The following is a 19,171-nucleotide window of genomic DNA, read 5'->3' on the forward strand; positions in this document are numbered from 1 at the left end:
AACAATAATTTATATAATCTGAAAATGGAAAAAAATCTTATAACTCTTAAAGAAATTAATAAAAAGAATATATTAAAAATCATCATCAGAAACGAAAAAATATCCAGGACAGATATTGCAAAATTCTTTAAGATAAGCAGACCTACCATTTCGTCATATATTAACGAGATGATAAACGAAGGACTGGTTGAGGAAGCAGGAAAAAGTTCGTCTACGCCCAGTGGCGGCAAAAGAGCAACTTTGCTGAAGTTTAACTCCAATGCCGGCTATATAATTTCAATAAGTATCGGCACTAATCTATTGAGATTTGCGATTACCGATCTTGGAACCAATATCATCGACTCAATGGCAATCCCCACTGAAGAATGGCTGGGTCCGGAAATTATAATAAAAAAAATACTTGATAGCATTAATGAGATTATTTCAAAAACAAAAATAGACAGGAAAAAAATTTTTGGCATCGGAATAAAGGGACCGGGCATTATTGATAGTGAAAAAGGCATGATAGTATTCTTCCCGAACCTTACTGGCTGGAAAAATATTAATCTGAAAGAAATAATTGAGAATAAAACAGGTATTCCGGTTTATATTGATAATGTTTGCAGAATACTTGCAATTGCTGAAAAAAAAATTTGGAATTGCACAGAATATAAGAGATTTTGTTGTTGTATTTACAGGGACAGGTATAGGTACGGGGGTATTTATAGACAATAAATTGTTTTCCGGAAACAAAGGAATTGCAGGAGAGGTCGGGCATATAATAACTGACTTTGACAGTAATAAACTTTGCCATTGCGGTAATTATGGATGTCTTGAAACTCTATGTTCTTCAAGAGCATTGATTGATAATATCAAAGAAGATTTAAGAAAGGGAGAAAAGTCTTCCCTAAAAGAAAACCGGGAATTTGATTTTAATTATCTGGCGGATCTTTTTAAAAAGAATGACCCTCTGGTGGTAAAACATGTTACAGAAAATGCCAGGCTCCTCGGGATAGGAATATCAAATATAATAAAAATGTTTAGCCCCGAAATAGTGGTAATCCATGGGAAATTTCTGGCATTTGGGGAAAAATATCTCACTGTCCTAAAGGAAGCAGTTTACAAAAGTACTTTCTCAAAGGTAGAAAATGATTATAATATTCAATTCACAAAATTACCTGAAGAAGCAGGTCTTATAGGCACATCGGTCTTTGCTTTTGAAAAAATATTTAAACTGGATAATCTTAATATAAGTGATGAGTATATGGTAAGAAAGGATTTTTAGCAAATATAAGGAAACGGGAATATCAGGCAGAAAAATAAATGGCTACCGCTTCTAAACAGGCAGCCATTTTTAATTAATAATTAATGGGTAATTTCAGACTCTGTCGAAAAGCCTTGTCTGCATCCTTATATAATACTTCTTAACCATTCAACACTTTTTTTCATGTTTTCATCTGTTCCGCTGCATTCTACAGAAACTTCTCCGTCCCAGTTTGTTTCTTTAAGAAAATCAATTACATTTTTAATATTCTCAGCATTTACTCCGGCGCCGACTGACTGATCACTGCATGCAATACCCGTTTCTTCTCCCCTTATTGCTGCTGCAAGATCAGCACCTACGTCCTTTATATGGCAATGGGTCAGATATTTTCGTAAAGGTTTTAAAACATCCAGAGGTATCTGTCCTGATATAAAAGTATTCCCTGTATCAAGGTTAAGTCCAAGATATTCAGATTCAAAGTAAGATAATAGCTTAAGCATAAATTCAGCATCATTTGTCAGGGCGCCATGTGTCTCGATATTTACTATAATTTTGAAATCCTCAGCCCATTTCAACAGCTGGGTATAGTTTTTGACTGCAACTTTAAATGCCTCATCTTTTGTCATATTATCTTCAATAATTGCACTGTCTGTCGTGACTACTTTTTTTGCACCAAGATGGCTTGCAAACCTTATTGCCTGCTGAGTATAAAAAACACCATAATTGCTTCCGCTCGTGCACATAATAGGATAGGCGGAGTCAATCTGTGATATCGGCATTCCTTTGCTTTCAACATACCTTCTTATCTCTATTGGGTTTTCCCACATTGAAACGGAAGGCTCATATCCAAGGGACTGAACAAAGTAGATACCGTATATTACACCAAACTCAAGATGTTCCAGTTTATATTTGGCGCCAAGCTCAACTGCAGATTTGAAGGAGCCGCTTAAAACTCTTAAATTGTCGGCATGCATTCCTAACTTAATCATATTAGCCTCACTTTTTTGTTTTTTATAAAATTAAGACAATTATAAAAATTATCATTTACTGTAATCTCATCCGGTTTATATAAGAGGTAAGAACTATTTTCTCAAATTAATTATATAAATATAAAATTCAAGGAATATAAAAATTTAAGATTTAGTATTGTCAAATTCATCATATTAAAAAAGGCGGGCATACATAAAAGTGTGCCCGCCTGATTTCTACCATCTCAGAATAAGATGGTTTTTATTTCCTATCCCTGTCAACCAGTAAATATTTTTTACCAATACTTTTAAAAGTAAGTATTTAGTAAAATTAATATCCTTTCTGGTCTACAAATTTTGGATCATTGATATCACGAACGAAATCTCCAGCTTCTCTTCCGTCCATATAAGCATTTACATCTGAGAATGGAACAAGAGCTACATTATTGACATCGTCAATATTGTAAGGAGTCAGATATGGATGAATATACTTTCTATATTCTTCGCCTTTAAAGAAGGCTTTAACCTGCTGATAAAGTGTATCGCCTTCAAGAGCTGCTGTCTGGTTAACATCCATTGTGATGACTTTGTCTTTTACCCACTGCCATGATATTTCTCTACCATTTGATGCGCCTAGCCAGTATTTGGAAGAATCAAGACCAGCGTCTTCCATTGCAAGCAGAACGCCTTCCATCATAGGATCGTTCTGAACATAAGCACCGTCGAAACCATCAGCGCCAAAAGAAGTGATCGCATCTGTCATTGCTTTCTGTGCAGGATCTGAGAACCATCCGCCGGAAGCCCAGAATATAACTTCTATGTCCTGGCTGCCGTCTTGTTTGGCTTCAGTTTTATTTGCAGCTAATTCCTGGGCTGTAACTCCGCCAAGGCTCTTTCCGGCATCCTCATATGCTCTCAGGAAACCTTCTGTCTGAGCACTGGCACTACCCTGACCAAGCTGACCTTCAATCATGATAACTTTTTTAACGCCTCTGTTCATAGCGTCTTCACCGGCATAAACTCCTGCCTGTACAAAGTCGTAGCAGCATGAACCTGCTGCATCTTTTCTGTTTTCAGCAGACGCAAAGCTGTGAGCAGCACCGAAGTAAGGTATCCCTGCAGCTTTACATTTTTCAATACATTCTGAAGTGGTATCAGGAGAGTTCTGTATTACAACAATGGCATCATACCCTGAAGTAATAAAGTCCTCAACTGCCTGAAGTTGTTCTGCAGCGGTATTCTGGCCAACTTTATAGTCGATTGTCCAGTCGCATTCAGGATCAAGATCAGCACAAGCTTTCATTGTGTCTACCATTACCTGGTAATATGAATCTGCACCATCAGCATAAAAACCTATGCTTAATTTCTGAGCCTCCGCAACTTCTTCCTCTTCTTCTGCGGCGGCAGCTGTTGTTTCAGCAGCAGCAGCGGCTGTTGTTTCAGCAGCGGCAGCTGTTGTTTCGGTTGCAGCCTTAGCACATCCGGTAACCATCATTAGAGTTAATACCGATATCACCGATAACAATATCAGTATTTTAGATAATGTTCGTTTCATGTTGATTTTCCTCCTCTTTTTTAATTATAAGGGATAAGTTTTTATTTATATATAAGCTTGCAAACGCTTTTCCGTTGCCGCATATATATCCAGGTATATTAATCTTGTGATTTAAAATTCATTTCTAAAAGTTATTATGAATATTTTTGATTACTCAAAGTTATTTGATTTGTCTCATAAGCTGTGCTCTTGCCTGTCTTGCCTGAACAATTGCTCCGGCAGTAACAGCAACAATTATAATAACACCCTTTGCAACAAACTGCCATTCGCTTTGCAGACGAAGTATGTTCATGGCATTGGCAATAGAACCAAGAAGTATAGCTCCTACGAAAGTTCCCAGGATGTTTCCTTTGCCTCCTGACATTGCAACACCTCCGACAACCGTTGCAGCAATTACATCAATTTCAAGGTTCTGACCCACAGTAATTATTGCAGTATTGACACGAGCCAAAAGCATGATAGCCGCTATAGCTACAAGAAAACCATTTAAAGCATAAGTGGACATTACAACATTTTGAACACCTATGCCGGCAAGATAGGCCGCATTCCTGTTCGCTCCTACTGCATATACCCTTCTTCCATATTTGGTATATTTCATCAGCCACCAGATCGCTATAGTTATCACTATGAAAACTACAACATATATGGGGAAAGTCAGGTTAAGGCCTGAAGGTCCTTTCGCACCTTCAATAAGGTTTGTCTTCAATCCTGCAAGAGCGCCCTGGGTACTTATTTCCTGTGAATTACAGATTATCAGCGCAATACCACGAAATGCAATCATACCGCCCAATGTAATAATGAATGGTTCTACCCTGAATCGGGAAATTATATATCCCATTACCGTTTCCAGAGCAACAGCAATTATCACTACAAGTATAAGTGCGCCCCACAGCGGTATTCCCCAGTCTATAATGCTTTTAGCAATAAATATTGTAACAAATGATGTTAACATGCCTACCGAGAGATCTATGCCTCCGCCTACCATTACAACAGTCATCCCCATAGCCATAATGCCTACAGCAGCTACCTGCATTATTATATTCAGTAGATTGACAGGGCTTATGAAAGACGGGTAAACAACTTTGCCGGAGACTGCACTTGTAATCAGCTGAATCAAAATAATAGCTATAAAGAAAGATATCAACATCATTATAACTGTGGAGTTTTCGCCTTTTCCAAATAATGAAAATTTTCTTTTATCTTGTTGAACAGGCGATTCTTTCATATCTTTTTACCTCCTATTGATAACTCAAGAATGTTTTCTTCGCTGACTTCTTCCCTTTTAAGTTCTCCAGCAATACGTCCGGCTTTCATTACCATGACACGATCGCTCATAGATACCATTTCGGGCATATCGGAAGAAACCATTATTATTGCTTTTCCTTCTTTAAGAAGATTCATCATAATCTGATAGATTTCCTGCTTTGCACCTACATCAATTCCACGGGTTGGTTCATCAAAAATGTAAATCTCCCCTTCTGTATTAAACCATTTTGCCAGAACAACTTTTTGCTGATTGCCTCCTGACAAATTCATGGCCAGCATACGGGAATCTTGTGCTTTTGTCCCCAATCTTTCAATAAATGCATTTCCGGTCTTTATCTCATTGTTTGGATTAACCAGAAACTTTTTGGTTTTGGCCATATTGGCAATAATAGTATTGCGGGCTACTGTATGAATTAAAAATAATCCCGTATATTGCCTGTCTTCGGTGATATAGCACATTTTATTTTTAATTGCGCTAATCGGGCTCTTTAAATTCACTTCTTTACCCATGATATAAATCCTGCCGCCTGTTTTTTCAGCAGCTCCAAAAAGAAGGGTCATTAGTTCAGAACGCCCGGAACCAACCATTCCTGCAAATCCCAGTATTTCACCACGCCTGACCTCAAATGAAACATCATTAACGCCATTACCTGAAAGATTTTCTACTTTTAAGATAGTCTCTCCTATTGGATAAAAATCTCTATGGTAAAATGCCGAAGCATCACGACCAACCATATGACGAATTAGCTGGGGTTCATCCACGTCTTTGGCATCGCAGGTTATTACATGCAATCCGTCTCTTAACACAGTTATCCTGTCAGCTATTCTGAATACTTCTTCAAGGTGGTGAGAAATATAAATGATTCCTATTCCTCTTTCACTAATTTTTTTAACTATTTCCAGCAGGTTATCTATTTCATTTGCTGAAAAAGACGAAGTAGGCTCATCCATTATAATTACTTTTCGTTCCAGAACCAAAGCTTTTGCTATCTCTACAATTTTTTGTTCGCCTGAGGACAATTCATTTACTAATTGATCCGGTTTCAAGTCGCTTCGCAGATATTCAAGAACTTCTGCTGTTTTTTTCTTCATTTCTACTTTACGCATCATCCCTTTATTGGTGATTTCCATACCGACAAAAATATTTTCAGTAATGCTCAGATGTGGAAAAATAGTATGTTCCTGATAAATTGTCTGCATTCCAAGTTTCATGGCAACAGAAGGATGAGTCAGATTAACAGGATTTCCCTCAAATTCAATATTCCCGCCGGGGTCAGGCTGATAGGCTCCTGATATTATTTTTATAAGCGTGGATTTGCCAGCGCCATTTTCACCGCATATACAGTGAATTTCACCTTTTCTTAAATCAAAAGATATTTTATTAAGAGCCTGTACGCCGGGAAAAGTTTTGGAGATGTTTTTTAAACTAAGAATTACTTCATTCGACATAATTCTTTAATCCTTTTTATTTCTTTATATTTCGGAAATAATAAAAATATTTTTTCACAATCAGTATATGATTTTATGTTTATAAGTTTATAAAAAAAAGATTACGATGTTATGTATTTTACTTATCTAACTGGAAGTTGTCAAAATATATAATAAAAATTTTAATATTATTAAACAATATTCTAAAAAATTATTTAATATATTGCAAAAATAGTTTGTTTTTGGACTTATAGTACATAAAAACTTAAAAATAGCAACAAAATCACAATCGGTTTTTCTCAAATCTTTAAAAAGATTTATAACATCATCTCTTTTTTCCCCCAATTCCGGCCATGATTCCCGATTTCGCTATTATCTGCTGACTGATTTTTCTGCATTTGCCGGAAGTTAAAGGGAGCAGTAAGATCCTCTGCCGAATCTTTGAAATCCGGTATTTTATATTCCTGATAGCATTTGAAAAAAGAAGAGCTTTGACAAAAAATTAAAATATAAATATAGTCCTAAATATATTTTTTATATTAACATTTTGATAATTGAAAATAGTTGAAAAAACTAAAATCATTCAAGTGGAGGAAAAATGACAGAAAAATGTGCTGAATGCGGAGTTGAACTTCCGGCAAATTCAGAATCAGCTTATTGCGCAAAATGTGATGCAATTCTGGATAAAAAATTTGAAAAAATAGAAATGAATCTTATTGTTTACAAGGAAATATCCAATGATGAGATTGCTGTTCTGAAAAAATTTGACAAGGAAGATATTATCAGCCTTTATTTAAAATTATACGACAGCTACAAAGAAGATGGCGATTTTAATGAGTATGAAGCAGCCTTATTGAATAAAATGCAGGATGTCTTTGAACTGACTGCCGAAGAAATAGGCAGTGACAAGATAGTTCATTTTGACAAAACCAAAACTGCAAAAAAAAGAAAACCTCTTGATTGTATAAAGTGCGGCAAACCTGTACTTAAAGATGATTTTGTGTTCTGCCCGTATTGCGGTTTCCATCTGGGGGACATATAATCTTGGCTCCCATCAAACCAAAGGATCAGGAAGACGCATATATTTGGTTCTTATGAAATGATATTAGCCGGACTTTATTATAAATAAAAAACATTATTGTAAATAATATCTGTTATTTCAATCTTGAAGCTATAAAGCCTTTAGGTATTGTTTTAAAATTATTTATAGAGCCTGTCATAAATATCCAGGAAAAGCTCATACTGTTTTTCATAGTAAGATTTGTTTTGATTATCCGGCTGATAGATAGTTTTTACCCTGACAGCTTTCCTGACAGCTTCTTCCACATTTGAGAAAAATCCAATATCTACCGCACCAAGAATCGCACAGCCCAGAGAAGCTGCTTCCTTTGACTCCATTACCATAACTTCCTTATCAAGTATGTCCGCTTTCATCTGATTCCAGACATCACTATTGGAACCGCCGCCGCTTGATATTATTTTTTCGGATTCAATATCAATCTGGCCAAGATATCTCAGGTTTTTCTTTAAAATAAAGCATATGCCTTCCATGACTGCTTTTGCAAGATGGGTATTGTTATGGGAAACACTTAATCCGTAAAACACACCTCTGGCATCCGGGTTATATTCAGGAGAATTTACACCCACTATATAAGGAAGAAAAACAGGATCATCTGCCCGCGGAAGAAGGTTTTTTACTTCCAGATCCATTTGCTTAAAGGATATCCTGTCAGCAAAATTATTCTTAAACCATTCAAGACTTATCCCGCCGCTTTCTACTATGGGAAGCATCACATAAGTATTTTTTACGGCATTATAATGACACGGAATCCTGTATTTATTTATATTAGGTTTATTTACGACAGCACAAATAACCATTACAGTACCTGTTGTTTCACCAATGACACCGGGCCTTATATTTCCTGTACCAATCATTCCTGCCATCTGGTCAAGGCATCCGCAATTGACAACAACATCTGTAGCCAGATTAAGAAATTCGGAATTTTCTTTTGCCAAAAGGCCGGCTTTTTCACCAGGTTCCTTTAGCTCAGGTAGTTTATCAATATCAATACCAAGAAACTTGAGCATCTCATTCCAGTAATTTTTCTTGTTTATATCAAAATAATAGCTGAAATTATAAATGGAAAACTCCGAAACAAACTGTCCGGTAAGCTTATATATGATGAAATCCTTCAGAAGAAGAAATTTATATGCTTTATCATATATCTGCTTTTCATTACTTTTCATCCAGAGTATTTTTGATGCCGGCCAGGTTGTAATAATATCAGGCTGGCCTGTAATGCCATATGCTTTTTCAACATCAAATTCCCGGCGTATAGCATCTACTTCTCCGGCCGAACGACTGTCAAGCCAGGAAATTGCATTTCGTAGCGGATTTCCATTGATATCAACTGGCACTATTGTTTCAGCCTGGCTGCTTAAAGATATCACTATGGCGTTTTTACGATTAATACCTGATTTTAAAAGAAGCTCATCCATTCCCTTAAGACATAGCTCCCAGTATTGCAGAGCATCAAATTCAATATAATTACCGTCTATCTTCAGGTCATAGCTTAAAGAATGAATACATATTTCTCTCAGATTTTCATCAAACAATCCGAATTTTATTAAAGTAGTGCCAAGGTCAATAGTTATTATGTATTTATTTTCAGCCATTTTTCACCTCTTAAAAGTATAAAGAGCCATAGAGCAAACCCGAGGGAATCAAGCAAGCCTATAATTTGGCTCCTTTTTATTAATATATATAAAAACAACAGAACAACCTGGAGTCTGGTGTATTTACTGCATTAATATAAATAATACACATAAAGCATATTATCTAAAAGATGTATTTATAAATTCTGTTATTGCTATTATAAAAAATCAGATTTTTCCGGATATTTTTCCTTTGATTTTGCTCTTTAAATATATAGGGCAATTATACGTCTCTTTGGTTCTTATGATCTTCCGGGCTCCCATGATCCTCTCCTGATGGAAGTGCCTGAACCTTGTTTAATTTTCGCTCTATGCTTCTTGTCTTTGATGTTGCAGACTCAATATTATTGGTTGCTTCCTGCAGTTTCTTACGTGTTTTATCAAGTATGTCGCCGAATTTGCCGAATTCTTTTTTAACGGTGCCCAGTATTTCCCATACTTCACTTGTCCTTTTTTCGATTGCAAGTGTTTTGAATCCCATCTGCAGGCTATTCAAAAGCGCAGCAATCGTTGTAGGCCCCGCAATAACTACCCTGCAGCTTCCCTGAAGATACTCAACAAGCCCTGCTCTCCTTATCACTTCAGCATACAATCCTTCAACTGGCAGAAACAATATTGCAAAGTCGGTAGTATAGGGCGGGTCAAGATATTTGTCCTTAATATCTTTTGCCTCGGATTTTATCCTTGCTTCCAGTGCCTTTCCAAGTTTTTCAATCATCTCAATATCAGCATTTTCCTGAGCTTCAATCAGTTTCTGATAATCTTCTATCGGAAATTTTGCGTCAATAGGCAACCAGATATATTCTACTTTTTCATCTTTTCCGGGGATTTTTATAGCAAATTCCACTCTTTCGCTACTTCCTTTTTTTGTACAGACATTTAATGCATACTGCTCCGGTATAAGTATCTGCTCCAAAAGATTACTCAGCTGAACTTCTCCCCAGGTTCCCCTTGATTTTACATTTGTAAGCACTTTCTTTAAATCACCGACCCCCGATGCAAGATTCTGCATCTCTCCAAGACCTTTATTTACCTGCTCAAGCCAGTCACTTACCAGTTTAAACTTTTCACCCAGCCTCTTCTCAAGAGTATTTTCCAGCTTTTCCTCAACCGTCTGCCTCATCTTTTCCAGTTTTTCGCTATTATCCTTCTGGATATTTTCAAGCTTGCCTTCAACTGTCTGTCTTACCTGTTCTATCTTAAATTCATTCTTATCTGTCAACTCGGTAAGCTTTTTTGAGAATAATTCAAAACTTTCCGTCTGCCTGCCGGAAAAGTCCGACATTCTTTTATCCGTGCTTTCATTAAAAATTTTAAATGATTCTCTAAGTTCTTCCCTTGTGTCTTTTAGGATCTGTGCATTTTCAATCCTGTTTCTTGAAATCTCATCCTTGACTGATTTTTCAATTCTTTCCTGATCCCTGTCGATTAAGGTTAATAATTCATGGATCTTTTTTTCATGAGAAGAAGATTTTTTTATAATCTGCATTAATAGGATGGCAATAGATATTAATATTAATATCACCAGCAATATAATAAATAGCATATCGGTCATTTATTCTCCCGTGTTTTTACAATTAATCTGATACTTTTATTTTTTAAAATTTAAAAATTTGAGAGTGAAGATTTTTATCAAATTTAAAAAATTTAGATAACAGCACTCTTATAATATATTAAAATACAATTTGTTTTTCAAAATACTATATACTCCTGACTACTCTGTAAGCCTGAAATAAGAGAACTCGGCCAGCAGATTGGGTATCATGCAGACGGGAATTGTTTTCTTGCCAATACCAGTGTAATGTTCTCCTGTTATTTTTATATTTTCTTTGCGGCAGAATACCTTAAAATCCCTGATAGTAAAAAGGTGTATATTCGGAGTATCATACCATTCATAAGGCAGAACGCTTGTCTTTGGCATTCTCCCGGAAAAAAGAACACCCAGCCTTATTTTTATATATGCAAAATTAGGAAAGCTGACTATTACATTATCAGACAGCTTCAGCAGTTTTCTGATTATCTCATCCGGCTTATCCATTATCTGGATAATGTCATGGGCAATTATATGATCAAAGGATTTTTCAGAATAATCATCAAGGTCACAATTAATATCGCCCTGGATTACGGACAGTCCTTTTGAAATAGCCTCAAAAACCTTTTTTCGTCAATATCAAGTCCGAAAACCCTGGCATCAGATTTTTTCTGAAGATAATTTATAAGCTCTCCTTCTCCACATCCCAGCACAAGCACTTTGCTGCCATGTTTTATCCATTTTCCTATGACTTCAAATTTTTTCATTTTTCTACTTTCATCCACACAACTGTTTATATGATTATTTTATTGAGCAAAGAAATCCTGCAAATATTTTCTTTAACCTTTCATCATCTATAAGAAAAGCATCATGCCCAAAAGCCGACTCAAGATTGGCATATGATGTATCAATACCATTTATTTTCAAGGCTCTGACTATTTTTAATGACTGCTCTTTGGGATAAAGCCAGTCAGAAGTAAATGATAGCACAAAGCATTTGGCTTCTACTTCTTTGAGAGCTTCAGAAAGTCCTGTATATCCGTCACTTGCATCAAAATTATCAATAGCCTTTGTTATATAAAGATAGGAATTTGCATCAAATCTTTTAATAAAACTTTCACTCTGGTATTGAAGATAGCTCTCAACCTCAAACTCCTTTGTAAAATCAGCCAGCTGCCCAAACTCTTCCCTGCCTGTTTTGTTTTCGATTGTCTTTCTTCCAAATTTCCGCGTCATGGCTTCCTCGCTCAGATATGTTATGTGTCCTATCATTCTGGCAACTGACAAACCTGTCTTTGGAAGACTTTTTCCATAATAATTACCATTATTCCAGTTCGGATCAGTTATAATTGAATATCTGCCAACAGTGTTAAATGCAATTTCCTGCGCAGTATGTTTTGGCGATGTAGCAATAATCATCGCTCCTTTTGCAGTTTTTGGATATGACACAAGCCACTGCAAAGCCTGCATCCCTCCCATGGATCCCCCTATTATGCAGTGAAGCTTCTCTATCCCGAGATAATCAATTAATTTTTTCTGAACCGCCACCATGTCTTTCACTGATATTATTGGAAACGATATGCCGTAAGGAGCGCCGGTCTGTGGATTTATTGAAGAAGGGCCGGTTGAACCTTTGCAGCCCCCGATTACATTTGCACATATTACAAAATATCTGTCAGTATCTATAGGTTTTGAAGGCCCTATCATGATATCCCACCATCCCGGTTTCTTTTCATCGGCGCTATTGAAACCGGCAGCATGGGCATCTCCTGACAAAGCATGGAATATAAGGATGGCATTGTCTTTTTTCTCTGAAAGATTCCCATATGTTTCATAGGCTACATCAATGGGACCCAGCCTGAATCCGTTTGATAGCACAAGTTCATCCGGCGAATCGGCAAAATGGAAAAATTCTGTTTTTACTATACCCACACTGTTTTTAAAATCAGTGCTCTCAGATATATATTCTGACAAACTTTATCTCCTTAAAATTAAAAAACTTTTAATAGTATGTTTGGTTTTAAAAGCACAATCAATGCTTGTCAGGTGAAAAACCCCATTACCATACAATAAATCAATTACACTTCCCTATCGCTGGGCTCATTATTGGAAAAGCCATGTGGAAAGATATCTTTCCCCGGAATCCGGAAGCAGGACAACGATATTCTTCCCTCTGCTTTCAGGTCTTTTTCCGACTTCAAGAGCAGCCCACATAGCTGCCCCGCTTGAAATGCCCGCAAGTATTCCTTCTTTTCTTGCAAGCTCTCTTGCAATATTTCCTGCATTTTCACCGGCAACAGCAATAATTTCATCAATAATGTCTCTGTTAAGAATTTCGGGAACAAAATCTGCCCCGATACCCTGTATTTTGTGAGATCCGGCTATACCTTTTGTAAGCACCGGAGAATCTTCCGGTTCTACACCTATTATTTTTACCTTGCCCAGTTCTCTTTTTAATACCTCGCCGACACCCGTTATTGTTCCGCCGGTACCTATGCACGCAATAAAAAAGTCAACTTTTCCGTCGGTATCTTTAATTATTTCACCTGCAGTAGTCTTTCTGTGTGTTTCAGGATTTGCAGGATTGCAGAATTGCTGAGGAATAAAGCTATTTTTTTTGCTTAATGCAAGTTCTTCTGCTTTTTTTATTGCTCCGGTCATCCCCTGGCTACCCTCCGTAAGAATAACTTCGGCACCCAGAAACTTCAAAAGCCGCCTTCTTTCAACACTCATTGTATCAGGCATGGTTAGAACCAGTTTGTAGCCTTTCGCTGCACATGCAAATGCAAGACCGATTCCTGTATTTCCACTTGTAGGTTCAATTATCACAGATCCTTTATTTATCAGCCCTTTTTCTTCTGCATCTTCAATCATTGCAACGCCTATTCTGTCTTTTACGCTTGAAAGAGGATTAAAAGACTCTATTTTCGCAAGAATCGTGGCGTCCAGGCCCGAAGAAATATTATTTATTTTTACAAGAGGAGTGTTGCCTATTGTTTTTGTTATGTCTTCATAAATATTTGCCATTAAATATTGCCCCCATATTAATAAAAAATAAAATATCAAGCTGTCAAAATTTTTTATGAAATTATTTTTAAAAAATCATAATTTTTTGTAATCCATTATTATGGTCCTGACCTGTATTTTTTAATTACCTGATTAACTAAAAAACATCCTGCCGGCTGGAAAACTCTGCCGTCTTTATTTTTGGGATTTTCCGAGAGCCTGATCCAGATCGCTGAGAATATCCTCTACGTTTTCAAGACCTACAGAAAGTCTGATGAAGTCTGATGTCACTCCGGTGGAAATCCTTTCCTCCTCAGACAGCTGCTGATGAGTTGTGCTTGCCGGATGAATTGCAAGCGTTTTTGCATCACCGATATTTGCAAGATGGGATATCAGTCTGAGCGAGTCAATAAACCCGGATCCGGCAGCGGCTCCGCCTTTTATTCCAAATCCTATTATAGCTCCGGCTCTGCCTCTTAGATATTTGTCAACTTTTGCTTTCTGCGGACTGTCATCCAACCCCGGATAATTTACCCATCTTACATATTTATGATTCTTAAGATAGCCGGCGACAGCAAGCGCATTTTTACAATGTCTTTCCATTCTGAGAGGCAATGTCTCCAGGCCCTGAAGCATCAGGAAAGAATTAAAAGGTGAAATAGCAGATCCCAGATCTCTCAAAAGAACAAGCCTTGCTTTTGCTATATATGCAATATTGCCCTGCTTTTTTAAAGCTTTTACAAACTCAAGTCCGTGATAACCGGGCTCAGGCGCTGTTATTAATGGGAAGTTCCCTTTTTCCCAGTCAAAATTTCCTGAATCAACTATAACTCCTCCAAGAGAGGTTCCATGCCCTCCAATGAATTTTGTTGCTGAGTAAACCGCAATATCAACTCCGTGCTCAAATGGCTTGAAGATACAGGGCGAAACAGTATTATCAAGAATAAAAGGTATTCTGTTTTTCCTGGCAATTTCAGATACTTTTTCGAAATCCGTTACATCAAGCTTGGGGTTTCCCATGGATTCTGCATAAATTGCTTTTGTTTTTTTATTTATAGCTTTTTCAAAAGCGCTGATATCCTGGGAATTCACAAAATGTACCTTGATCCCAATTCTTGCAAAAGTATTATGGAACAGATTATATGTCCCTCCGTACAGATTATCGGCCGATACTATTTCATCTCCTGCTCCGGCAATATTAAGAATAGCAATCGCAATAGCTGCCTGTCCGCTTGCAACAGCAAGCGCCCCGACTCCCCCGTCAAGAAGAGCCATTCTTTTTTCAAAAACATCAGTGGTAGGATTCATCAGCCTGGTATAGATATTTCCGGATTCAGCAAGAGCAAAAAGATCTGCTGCATGTTTGGAATCCCTGAAACTGTATGATGTTGTCTGATAGATGGGAACTGCTCTTGCTCCGGTTGACAGATCGGTCTCCTGTCCTCCATGCAGAGCTATTGTCTCCTCATGAAATTTTTTTTCTTCTTTGTTTTTATCTGACATATTTTCACCTTTTTACTTGTTCATGCTTCCACTCAAAAATCCTTCCAGATCAAATGTTACATATTTGTAACCGGAAGAATAAAACTTAATTAATATATTCTGCCTTAATTCTTCTTTTATTATTTTTTCAAAATCCCTTATATCAGTTTCAATTCTGACAATATCTCCATGATGCCTTACCCTGACATTATTCAGGCCGTTTTCACTGAGATAATTTTCAAGGCTTTCAATTCTTTCAAGTATTTTCTTCTCTATTTTAATACCATAAGCAATCCTTGTAGCAAGACAGGAAAATGGACTTTTGTTTTCATTAATAAGATTATAACTTTCTGAAAGTTCTGTAATCTCCGATTTTGTTAGTCCAAACTTCTTCAGCGGACTTATGACTCCCAGTTCCCTGACCGCCTTAAATCCCGGCCTGTAATCATTTTCATCATCAGCATTGGAGCCTTCAAGCAAAACTTTTATTGTCTTTTTGGCTGCAACCTCTTTTAAATTTTGCATTATTGTCTTTTTACAGTAATAACATCTCCGGCTATCGTTTTTTAAAAACTCTAAATTTGACTCCAGATCAATATCTACTATTTCATGATTGACTCTTATTTTTTCTGCAATTGCAGAGGCAGCCTTCCTTTCGTTTTTCGGAAAAACCATGGATGAAGCGGTAAGCGCAACAACATTTCCTTCAAGCGCCTCCCTGGCTGCAAATAAAAGAAAAGTGCTGTCGATCCCGCCGGAAAATGCAACAGCAGCAGAACCGTATTTTTTCAACTCCTCAGTTAGCTTGCTATATTTTTTCTGAAGATTTTTATTTTCTATTTTCATACTTATATTATTTTGTCAGATTATACATTCAGGCAATTCCGCAGTTTTTCCCTTCTGCATTTGCAAAAGATCTGTCAAGGCAATAGTATCAGGAAAATCAGCAATCTTTTTCCCAGGCAATTCCCATATATCATGACTTGCATACCCATCAGCCTTCCTGCAGATTTCTTTTTCCCTGACACATTTAATTAAATACAGATCCTCTTCAAGAGGTTTGATTATCTCTCTCGGATTTTCTTAGTCCATATCTTGACCTTGTTGAAATTCTCATTAAAGTTCCATCCCCCTTGCTATTCTTCCTCCTCCAAGAACTGTTTTGCCATCAGATATATCATAGAAGACAACAGACTGTCCCGGCGTTACCGATTCCTGCGGAACAGAGAAATTTACATAAATATTTTCATCAGGATTTTTAACAATACTGCATTGGACTTCTTTATGGTTATATCTTATTTTAGCCAGAGCTCTGTCAGGCATCTCATCAGTAAACCAGTTAAGATCGGTAACAATAAGTCCTTTTTTTGCAAGATGACTTCTTTCCCCTACTACAATCTCGTTTTTATCAATATTGATTGAATTGACATACAACGGCTTCTCGTGACTTATCCCGAATCCTTTTCTCTGCCCTATAGTATAAAAAGCAACACCTTTGTGTCTGCCTATTACTTTTCCGTTCACATCCAGGATATTTCCCTCTTTGCCAAAATCTTTTCCGAGCCTGTCTTTTATGAATTCATGATAATTTTTGTTTTTTATAAAACAGATTTCCTGGCTTTCTTTTTTTTCATGAAGATCAAGGCCTGTTTTCTGCGATATCTTTTTTACTTCTTCTTTTTTGTAGTCTGATAAAGGAAACTTTAAAAACGGCAGTTTTTCTTTTCCAATCCCGTAAAGAAAATACGATTGGTCTTTTGTGCCGTCTGTAGCTTTGCCGATAAAGTAGTTTCCGTTTCGTAAAATTATCGATGCATAATGTCCGGTAGCAAAATAGTCAAAACCCATAAGTAGAGCCTTTTCAACAAGCAGCCCGAATTTGATTAATTTATTGCATTCAATACAAGGGTTGGGTGTCTGCCCTTCAAGATATGTATTAATAAAATTTTTTATGACATTTTCTTCAAGCTCTTTTGAATAATCAAAAACATAATGCGGGATACCCAGCTTTTCACAAATGGCTCCGGCATCTTTAATATTATTATCATCAGGACCGGCTCCAAAATCACCATCACGACCAGAACAATCACTAATACCGAGTCTCATGGTTACACCGGCAATATCAAAACCATCTTTTAAAAGCAGGGATGCAGCAACAGAGCTGTCAACTCCGCCGCTCATGGCTACAAGTATTTTTTCTTTTTTTAATTCCTGCATAAAGGCGACATTTTTCTCAATCTTGTTATTATCTTTTTTAGACTATTTATCGTAAAATCAATATCTTCTTCTGTCGTATACTTGCCTAAAGAAAATCTGACTGAGCTGCGAGCTGTTTCGACATCAAGTCCTATTGCTTCAAGAACATGGGAGGGGGCAAAACTTGATGAAGAACAGGCAGAGCCTGAAGATGTCGCTATTCCTTCAAAATCAAGACCCAAAAGTACTGCTTCCCCTTCGACAAAAGAAAAGGAGAGATTTGCATTATTGGGAAGTCTCTGCGTCCTGTGCCCGTTGAGTTTTGTATCAGCAATATTGTCTAATATGCCGTTTATTAATCTATCTCTTAAATAAGTCTGCCTTTTGCTTTCAGCATGAAGCTCTCTTACTGCAATCGCAAGAGCATGGGCCATTCCTGCAATACCCGGAAGATTCTGAGTCGATGCCCTTAAACCGAATTCATGGCTTCCACCATGAATCTGGGAGGCAAGAACTATGCCATTCTTTTTGTATAAAAATCCTACTCCTTTGGGACCATAGAATTTATGTGCTGAAGCACTTAAAAGATCTACATTTAGCATTTCCACGTCGGTACCAATATGGCCTATGCTTTGCACGGCATCCGTATGGAATATTATTCCGTATTCCCGGGCGAGCTTTCCTATTTCTTCTATCGGCTGTATACTGCCTATTTCATTATTTGCATGCATTATGGAAATGAGTATCGTATCTTTTTTTAATGCCTTTTTTATTTCATCCGGTCTGACAATGCCATCGTTATCTGTTCCTACATATGAAATATCAAACCCGCATGTCTTTAAATATTTGCAGGTTTCATGGACGGCACGATGCTCTATCGTAGAAGTAATTATATGATTGCCTTTTTTCCTGTTGGCAAAAGCAACTCCCTTTATCGCCAGATTATCGCTTTCAGTTCCTCCGGATGTAAAAATTATTTCTTCAGATTTTGCATTTATAAGAGAGGCAATCTGTTTTCGGGATTCGTCAAGAGCTTTTCCGGCTTCCCTGCCAAAAAAATGGAGACTTGAAGGGTTGCCGAAAATCCGACTTGCAAATATTTTCATTTTTTCAAATACTTCCGGATCAAGAGGTGTAGTAGCTGCATAATCAAGATATATTCTTTTCATTTCACTCCAAAAAACATTCCTTCTTAATCGTTTAAAAATAGTATTATTATATAAAACAAAATCACTTCAATTATTAAAATATAACCAAATTCAGAAAAAGTGAACTGAAATAATAGAAATAAAATAATTGATTAAAAGACTTAAAATATCCTAATTACTATTATTGCTATTAAATTAGTGGTAATAATATAAAATTGGGAGGGTTTGTCAATTATTTTGTTTGGCAGTTAGCTTGGTTGAAATGGGTGTAACTTATGGGATTTAGATCAAATTCTTCATATTTAAAATAATCAAAATCAGCATATTTATTTTCTCCTGTTAAATCCTGGCAACATATTCCGATAAAAGTCCCTGTAAAAGCTTTACCACCAATATAATCATCAGATAATTTGCTCATATCTAAAAGTTCTCCTATCTTCAGCCAGTTTTTTTCATCAGTTGAATAATAAAACTGACCTTTCTCATTGTTTACAGTTATTCTTAATCCAATTTTACTATTATTTTCAATCAGTAATCCATCTCTTGTAGGTTCAAGTAAAATATTTTTATTACAGGTTATTAATCTCAGAATTTTACCTATTTGGGAATTATAGGACATACACAAATAATAGT

General features: G+C 36.6%; 18 protein-coding genes. 3 read left to right on the plus strand and 15 right to left on the minus strand.

The features are described 5' to 3' along the window. The first annotated feature begins 24 nt into the window (after nucleotides 1-24). On the plus strand, nucleotides 25-714 hold the full coding sequence (locus GXZ93_05755) for an ROK family transcriptional regulator (GenBank protein ID HHT79282.1): 690 nt from the start codon (nucleotides 25-27) through the stop codon (nucleotides 712-714). Then, a complete protein-coding gene (locus GXZ93_05760; GenBank protein ID HHT79283.1) occupies nucleotides 617-1,264 on the plus strand; it encodes an ROK family protein in 648 nt (215 codons plus the stop codon). The genes GXZ93_05755 and GXZ93_05760 overlap by 98 nt, the downstream gene beginning before the upstream one ends. Nucleotides 1,265-1,389: 125 nt before the next feature. Here GXZ93_05760 and GXZ93_05765 read toward each other — a convergent pair whose 3' ends face one another. From GXZ93_05765 to GXZ93_05780, 4 genes are all read right to left on the minus strand, one after another. After that, nucleotides 1,390-2,232, minus strand: coding sequence for a sugar phosphate isomerase/epimerase (locus GXZ93_05765; GenBank protein HHT79284.1), 843 nt, complete (start codon nucleotides 2,230-2,232; stop codon nucleotides 1,390-1,392). Between the two features lie 310 nt (nucleotides 2,233-2,542). Beyond that, nucleotides 2,543-3,766: a sugar ABC transporter substrate-binding protein gene (locus tag GXZ93_05770; protein HHT79285.1), complete on the minus strand. Its 1,224-nt coding sequence runs from the start codon at nucleotides 3,764-3,766 to the stop codon at nucleotides 2,543-2,545. Nucleotides 3,767-3,926: 160 nt separating this feature from the next. Then, nucleotides 3,927-4,991, minus strand: coding sequence for an ABC transporter permease (locus GXZ93_05775; GenBank protein ID HHT79286.1), 1,065 nt, complete (start codon nucleotides 4,989-4,991; stop codon nucleotides 3,927-3,929). Continuing rightward, a complete protein-coding gene (locus GXZ93_05780) occupies nucleotides 4,988-6,481 on the minus strand; it encodes a sugar ABC transporter ATP-binding protein (protein HHT79287.1) in 1,494 nt (497 codons plus the stop codon). The genes GXZ93_05775 and GXZ93_05780 overlap by 4 nt, the downstream gene beginning before the upstream one ends. A 577-nt stretch (nucleotides 6,482-7,058) precedes the next feature. Here GXZ93_05780 and GXZ93_05785 point away from each other — a divergent pair. Next, nucleotides 7,059-7,502: a zinc-ribbon domain-containing protein gene (locus tag GXZ93_05785; protein ID HHT79288.1), complete on the plus strand. Its 444-nt coding sequence runs from the start codon at nucleotides 7,059-7,061 to the stop codon at nucleotides 7,500-7,502. Between the two features lie 158 nt (nucleotides 7,503-7,660). On the opposite strand, the gene GXZ93_05790 is transcribed toward GXZ93_05785, so the two are convergent. The 11 genes from GXZ93_05790 to GXZ93_05840 all read right to left on the minus strand — a co-directional run. Then, complete coding sequence (locus GXZ93_05790; protein HHT79289.1) at nucleotides 7,661-9,136, minus strand: hypothetical protein; 1,476 nt, start codon at nucleotides 9,134-9,136, stop codon at nucleotides 7,661-7,663. Nucleotides 9,137-9,398: 262 nt separating this feature from the next. Beyond that, complete coding sequence (gene rmuC, locus GXZ93_05795) at nucleotides 9,399-10,730, minus strand: DNA recombination protein RmuC (protein ID HHT79290.1); 1,332 nt, start codon at nucleotides 10,728-10,730, stop codon at nucleotides 9,399-9,401. Between the two features lie 159 nt (nucleotides 10,731-10,889). Further along, entirely contained in the window at nucleotides 10,890-11,318 is a 429-nt protein-coding gene (locus tag GXZ93_05800) for a methionine biosynthesis protein MetW (protein HHT79291.1), read from the minus strand. Further along, nucleotides 11,297-11,473, minus strand: coding sequence for a hypothetical protein (locus GXZ93_05805; protein ID HHT79292.1), 177 nt, complete (start codon nucleotides 11,471-11,473; stop codon nucleotides 11,297-11,299). Before GXZ93_05805 ends, GXZ93_05800 begins: the two co-directional genes overlap by 22 nt. A 34-nt stretch (nucleotides 11,474-11,507) precedes the next feature. After that, nucleotides 11,508-12,668 carry a homoserine O-acetyltransferase gene (locus GXZ93_05810; GenBank protein ID HHT79293.1) on the minus strand — a complete coding sequence of 387 codons (1,161 nt, stop codon included), beginning with the start codon at nucleotides 12,666-12,668 and terminating at the stop codon, nucleotides 11,508-11,510. Between the two features lie 141 nt (nucleotides 12,669-12,809). Next, nucleotides 12,810-13,733 (minus strand): cysteine synthase A, encoded by a 924-nt coding sequence (cysK, locus tag GXZ93_05815; protein HHT79294.1) that lies wholly within the window; start codon nucleotides 13,731-13,733, stop codon nucleotides 12,810-12,812. A gap of 174 nt (nucleotides 13,734-13,907) precedes the next feature. After that, nucleotides 13,908-15,215: an O-acetylhomoserine aminocarboxypropyltransferase/cysteine synthase gene (locus tag GXZ93_05820; GenBank protein HHT79295.1), complete on the minus strand. Its 1,308-nt coding sequence runs from the start codon at nucleotides 15,213-15,215 to the stop codon at nucleotides 13,908-13,910. A gap of 12 nt (nucleotides 15,216-15,227) precedes the next feature. Next, the gene (gene larE, locus GXZ93_05825; GenBank protein HHT79296.1) at nucleotides 15,228-16,040 is read right to left on the minus strand and encodes an ATP-dependent sacrificial sulfur transferase LarE; all 813 of its coding nucleotides are present in this window, start codon (nucleotides 16,038-16,040) and stop codon (nucleotides 15,228-15,230) included. 270 nt (nucleotides 16,041-16,310) lie between these two features. Beyond that, nucleotides 16,311-17,411, minus strand: a complete 1,101-nt coding sequence (mnmA, locus tag GXZ93_05830; GenBank protein HHT79297.1) for a tRNA 2-thiouridine(34) synthase MnmA — start codon at nucleotides 17,409-17,411, stop codon at nucleotides 16,311-16,313. Beyond that, nucleotides 17,399-18,559: a cysteine desulfurase NifS gene (nifS, locus tag GXZ93_05835; protein ID HHT79298.1), complete on the minus strand. Its 1,161-nt coding sequence runs from the start codon at nucleotides 18,557-18,559 to the stop codon at nucleotides 17,399-17,401. Before nifS ends, mnmA begins: the two co-directional genes overlap by 13 nt. A gap of 211 nt (nucleotides 18,560-18,770) precedes the next feature. Further along, nucleotides 18,771-19,171: hypothetical protein (locus tag GXZ93_05840; GenBank protein HHT79299.1), on the minus strand; the 401-nt coding region annotated here is incomplete at its 5' end.

It is taken from the genome of Actinomycetota bacterium, from assembly GCA_012837825.1.
Lineage (GTDB): Bacteria > Actinomycetota > Humimicrobiia > Humimicrobiales > Humimicrobiaceae > Humimicrobium.

What these genes read in the sequence shown, in the direction of transcription:
- GXZ93_05755 (HHT79282.1), top strand. Translation starts at nt 25, where the DNA reads ATGGAAAAAAATCTTATAACTCTTAAAGAAATTAATAAAAAGAATATA.
- GXZ93_05765 (HHT79284.1), bottom strand. Translation starts at nt 2,232, where the DNA reads ATGATTAAGTTAGGAATGCATGCCGACAATTTAAGAGTTTTAAGCGGC.
- GXZ93_05770 (HHT79285.1), bottom strand. Translation starts at nt 3,766, where the DNA reads ATGAAACGAACATTATCTAAAATACTGATATTGTTATCGGTGATATCG.
- GXZ93_05775 (HHT79286.1), bottom strand. Translation starts at nt 4,991, where the DNA reads ATGAAAGAATCGCCTGTTCAACAAGATAAAAGAAAATTTTCATTATTT.
- GXZ93_05780 (HHT79287.1), bottom strand. Translation starts at nt 6,481, where the DNA reads ATGTCGAATGAAGTAATTCTTAGTTTAAAAAACATCTCCAAAACTTTT.
- GXZ93_05785 (HHT79288.1), top strand. Translation starts at nt 7,059, where the DNA reads ATGACAGAAAAATGTGCTGAATGCGGAGTTGAACTTCCGGCAAATTCA.
- GXZ93_05790 (HHT79289.1), bottom strand. Translation starts at nt 9,136, where the DNA reads ATGGCTGAAAATAAATACATAATAACTATTGACCTTGGCACTACTTTA.
- rmuC (HHT79290.1), bottom strand. Translation starts at nt 10,730, where the DNA reads ATGACCGATATGCTATTTATTATATTGCTGGTGATATTAATATTAATA.
- GXZ93_05805 (HHT79292.1), bottom strand. Translation starts at nt 11,473, where the DNA reads ATGAAAAAATTTGAAGTCATAGGAAAATGGATAAAACATGGCAGCAAA.
- cysK (HHT79294.1), bottom strand. Translation starts at nt 13,733, where the DNA reads ATGGCAAATATTTATGAAGACATAACAAAAACAATAGGCAACACTCCT.
- GXZ93_05820 (HHT79295.1), bottom strand. Translation starts at nt 15,215, where the DNA reads ATGTCAGATAAAAACAAAGAAGAAAAAAAATTTCATGAGGAGACAATA.
- larE (HHT79296.1), bottom strand. Translation starts at nt 16,040, where the DNA reads ATGAAAATAGAAAATAAAAATCTTCAGAAAAAATATAGCAAGCTAACT.
- mnmA (HHT79297.1), bottom strand. Translation starts at nt 17,411, where the DNA reads ATGCAGGAATTAAAAAAAGAAAAAATACTTGTAGCCATGAGCGGCGGA.
- nifS (HHT79298.1), bottom strand. Translation starts at nt 18,559, where the DNA reads ATGAAAAGAATATATCTTGATTATGCAGCTACTACACCTCTTGATCCG.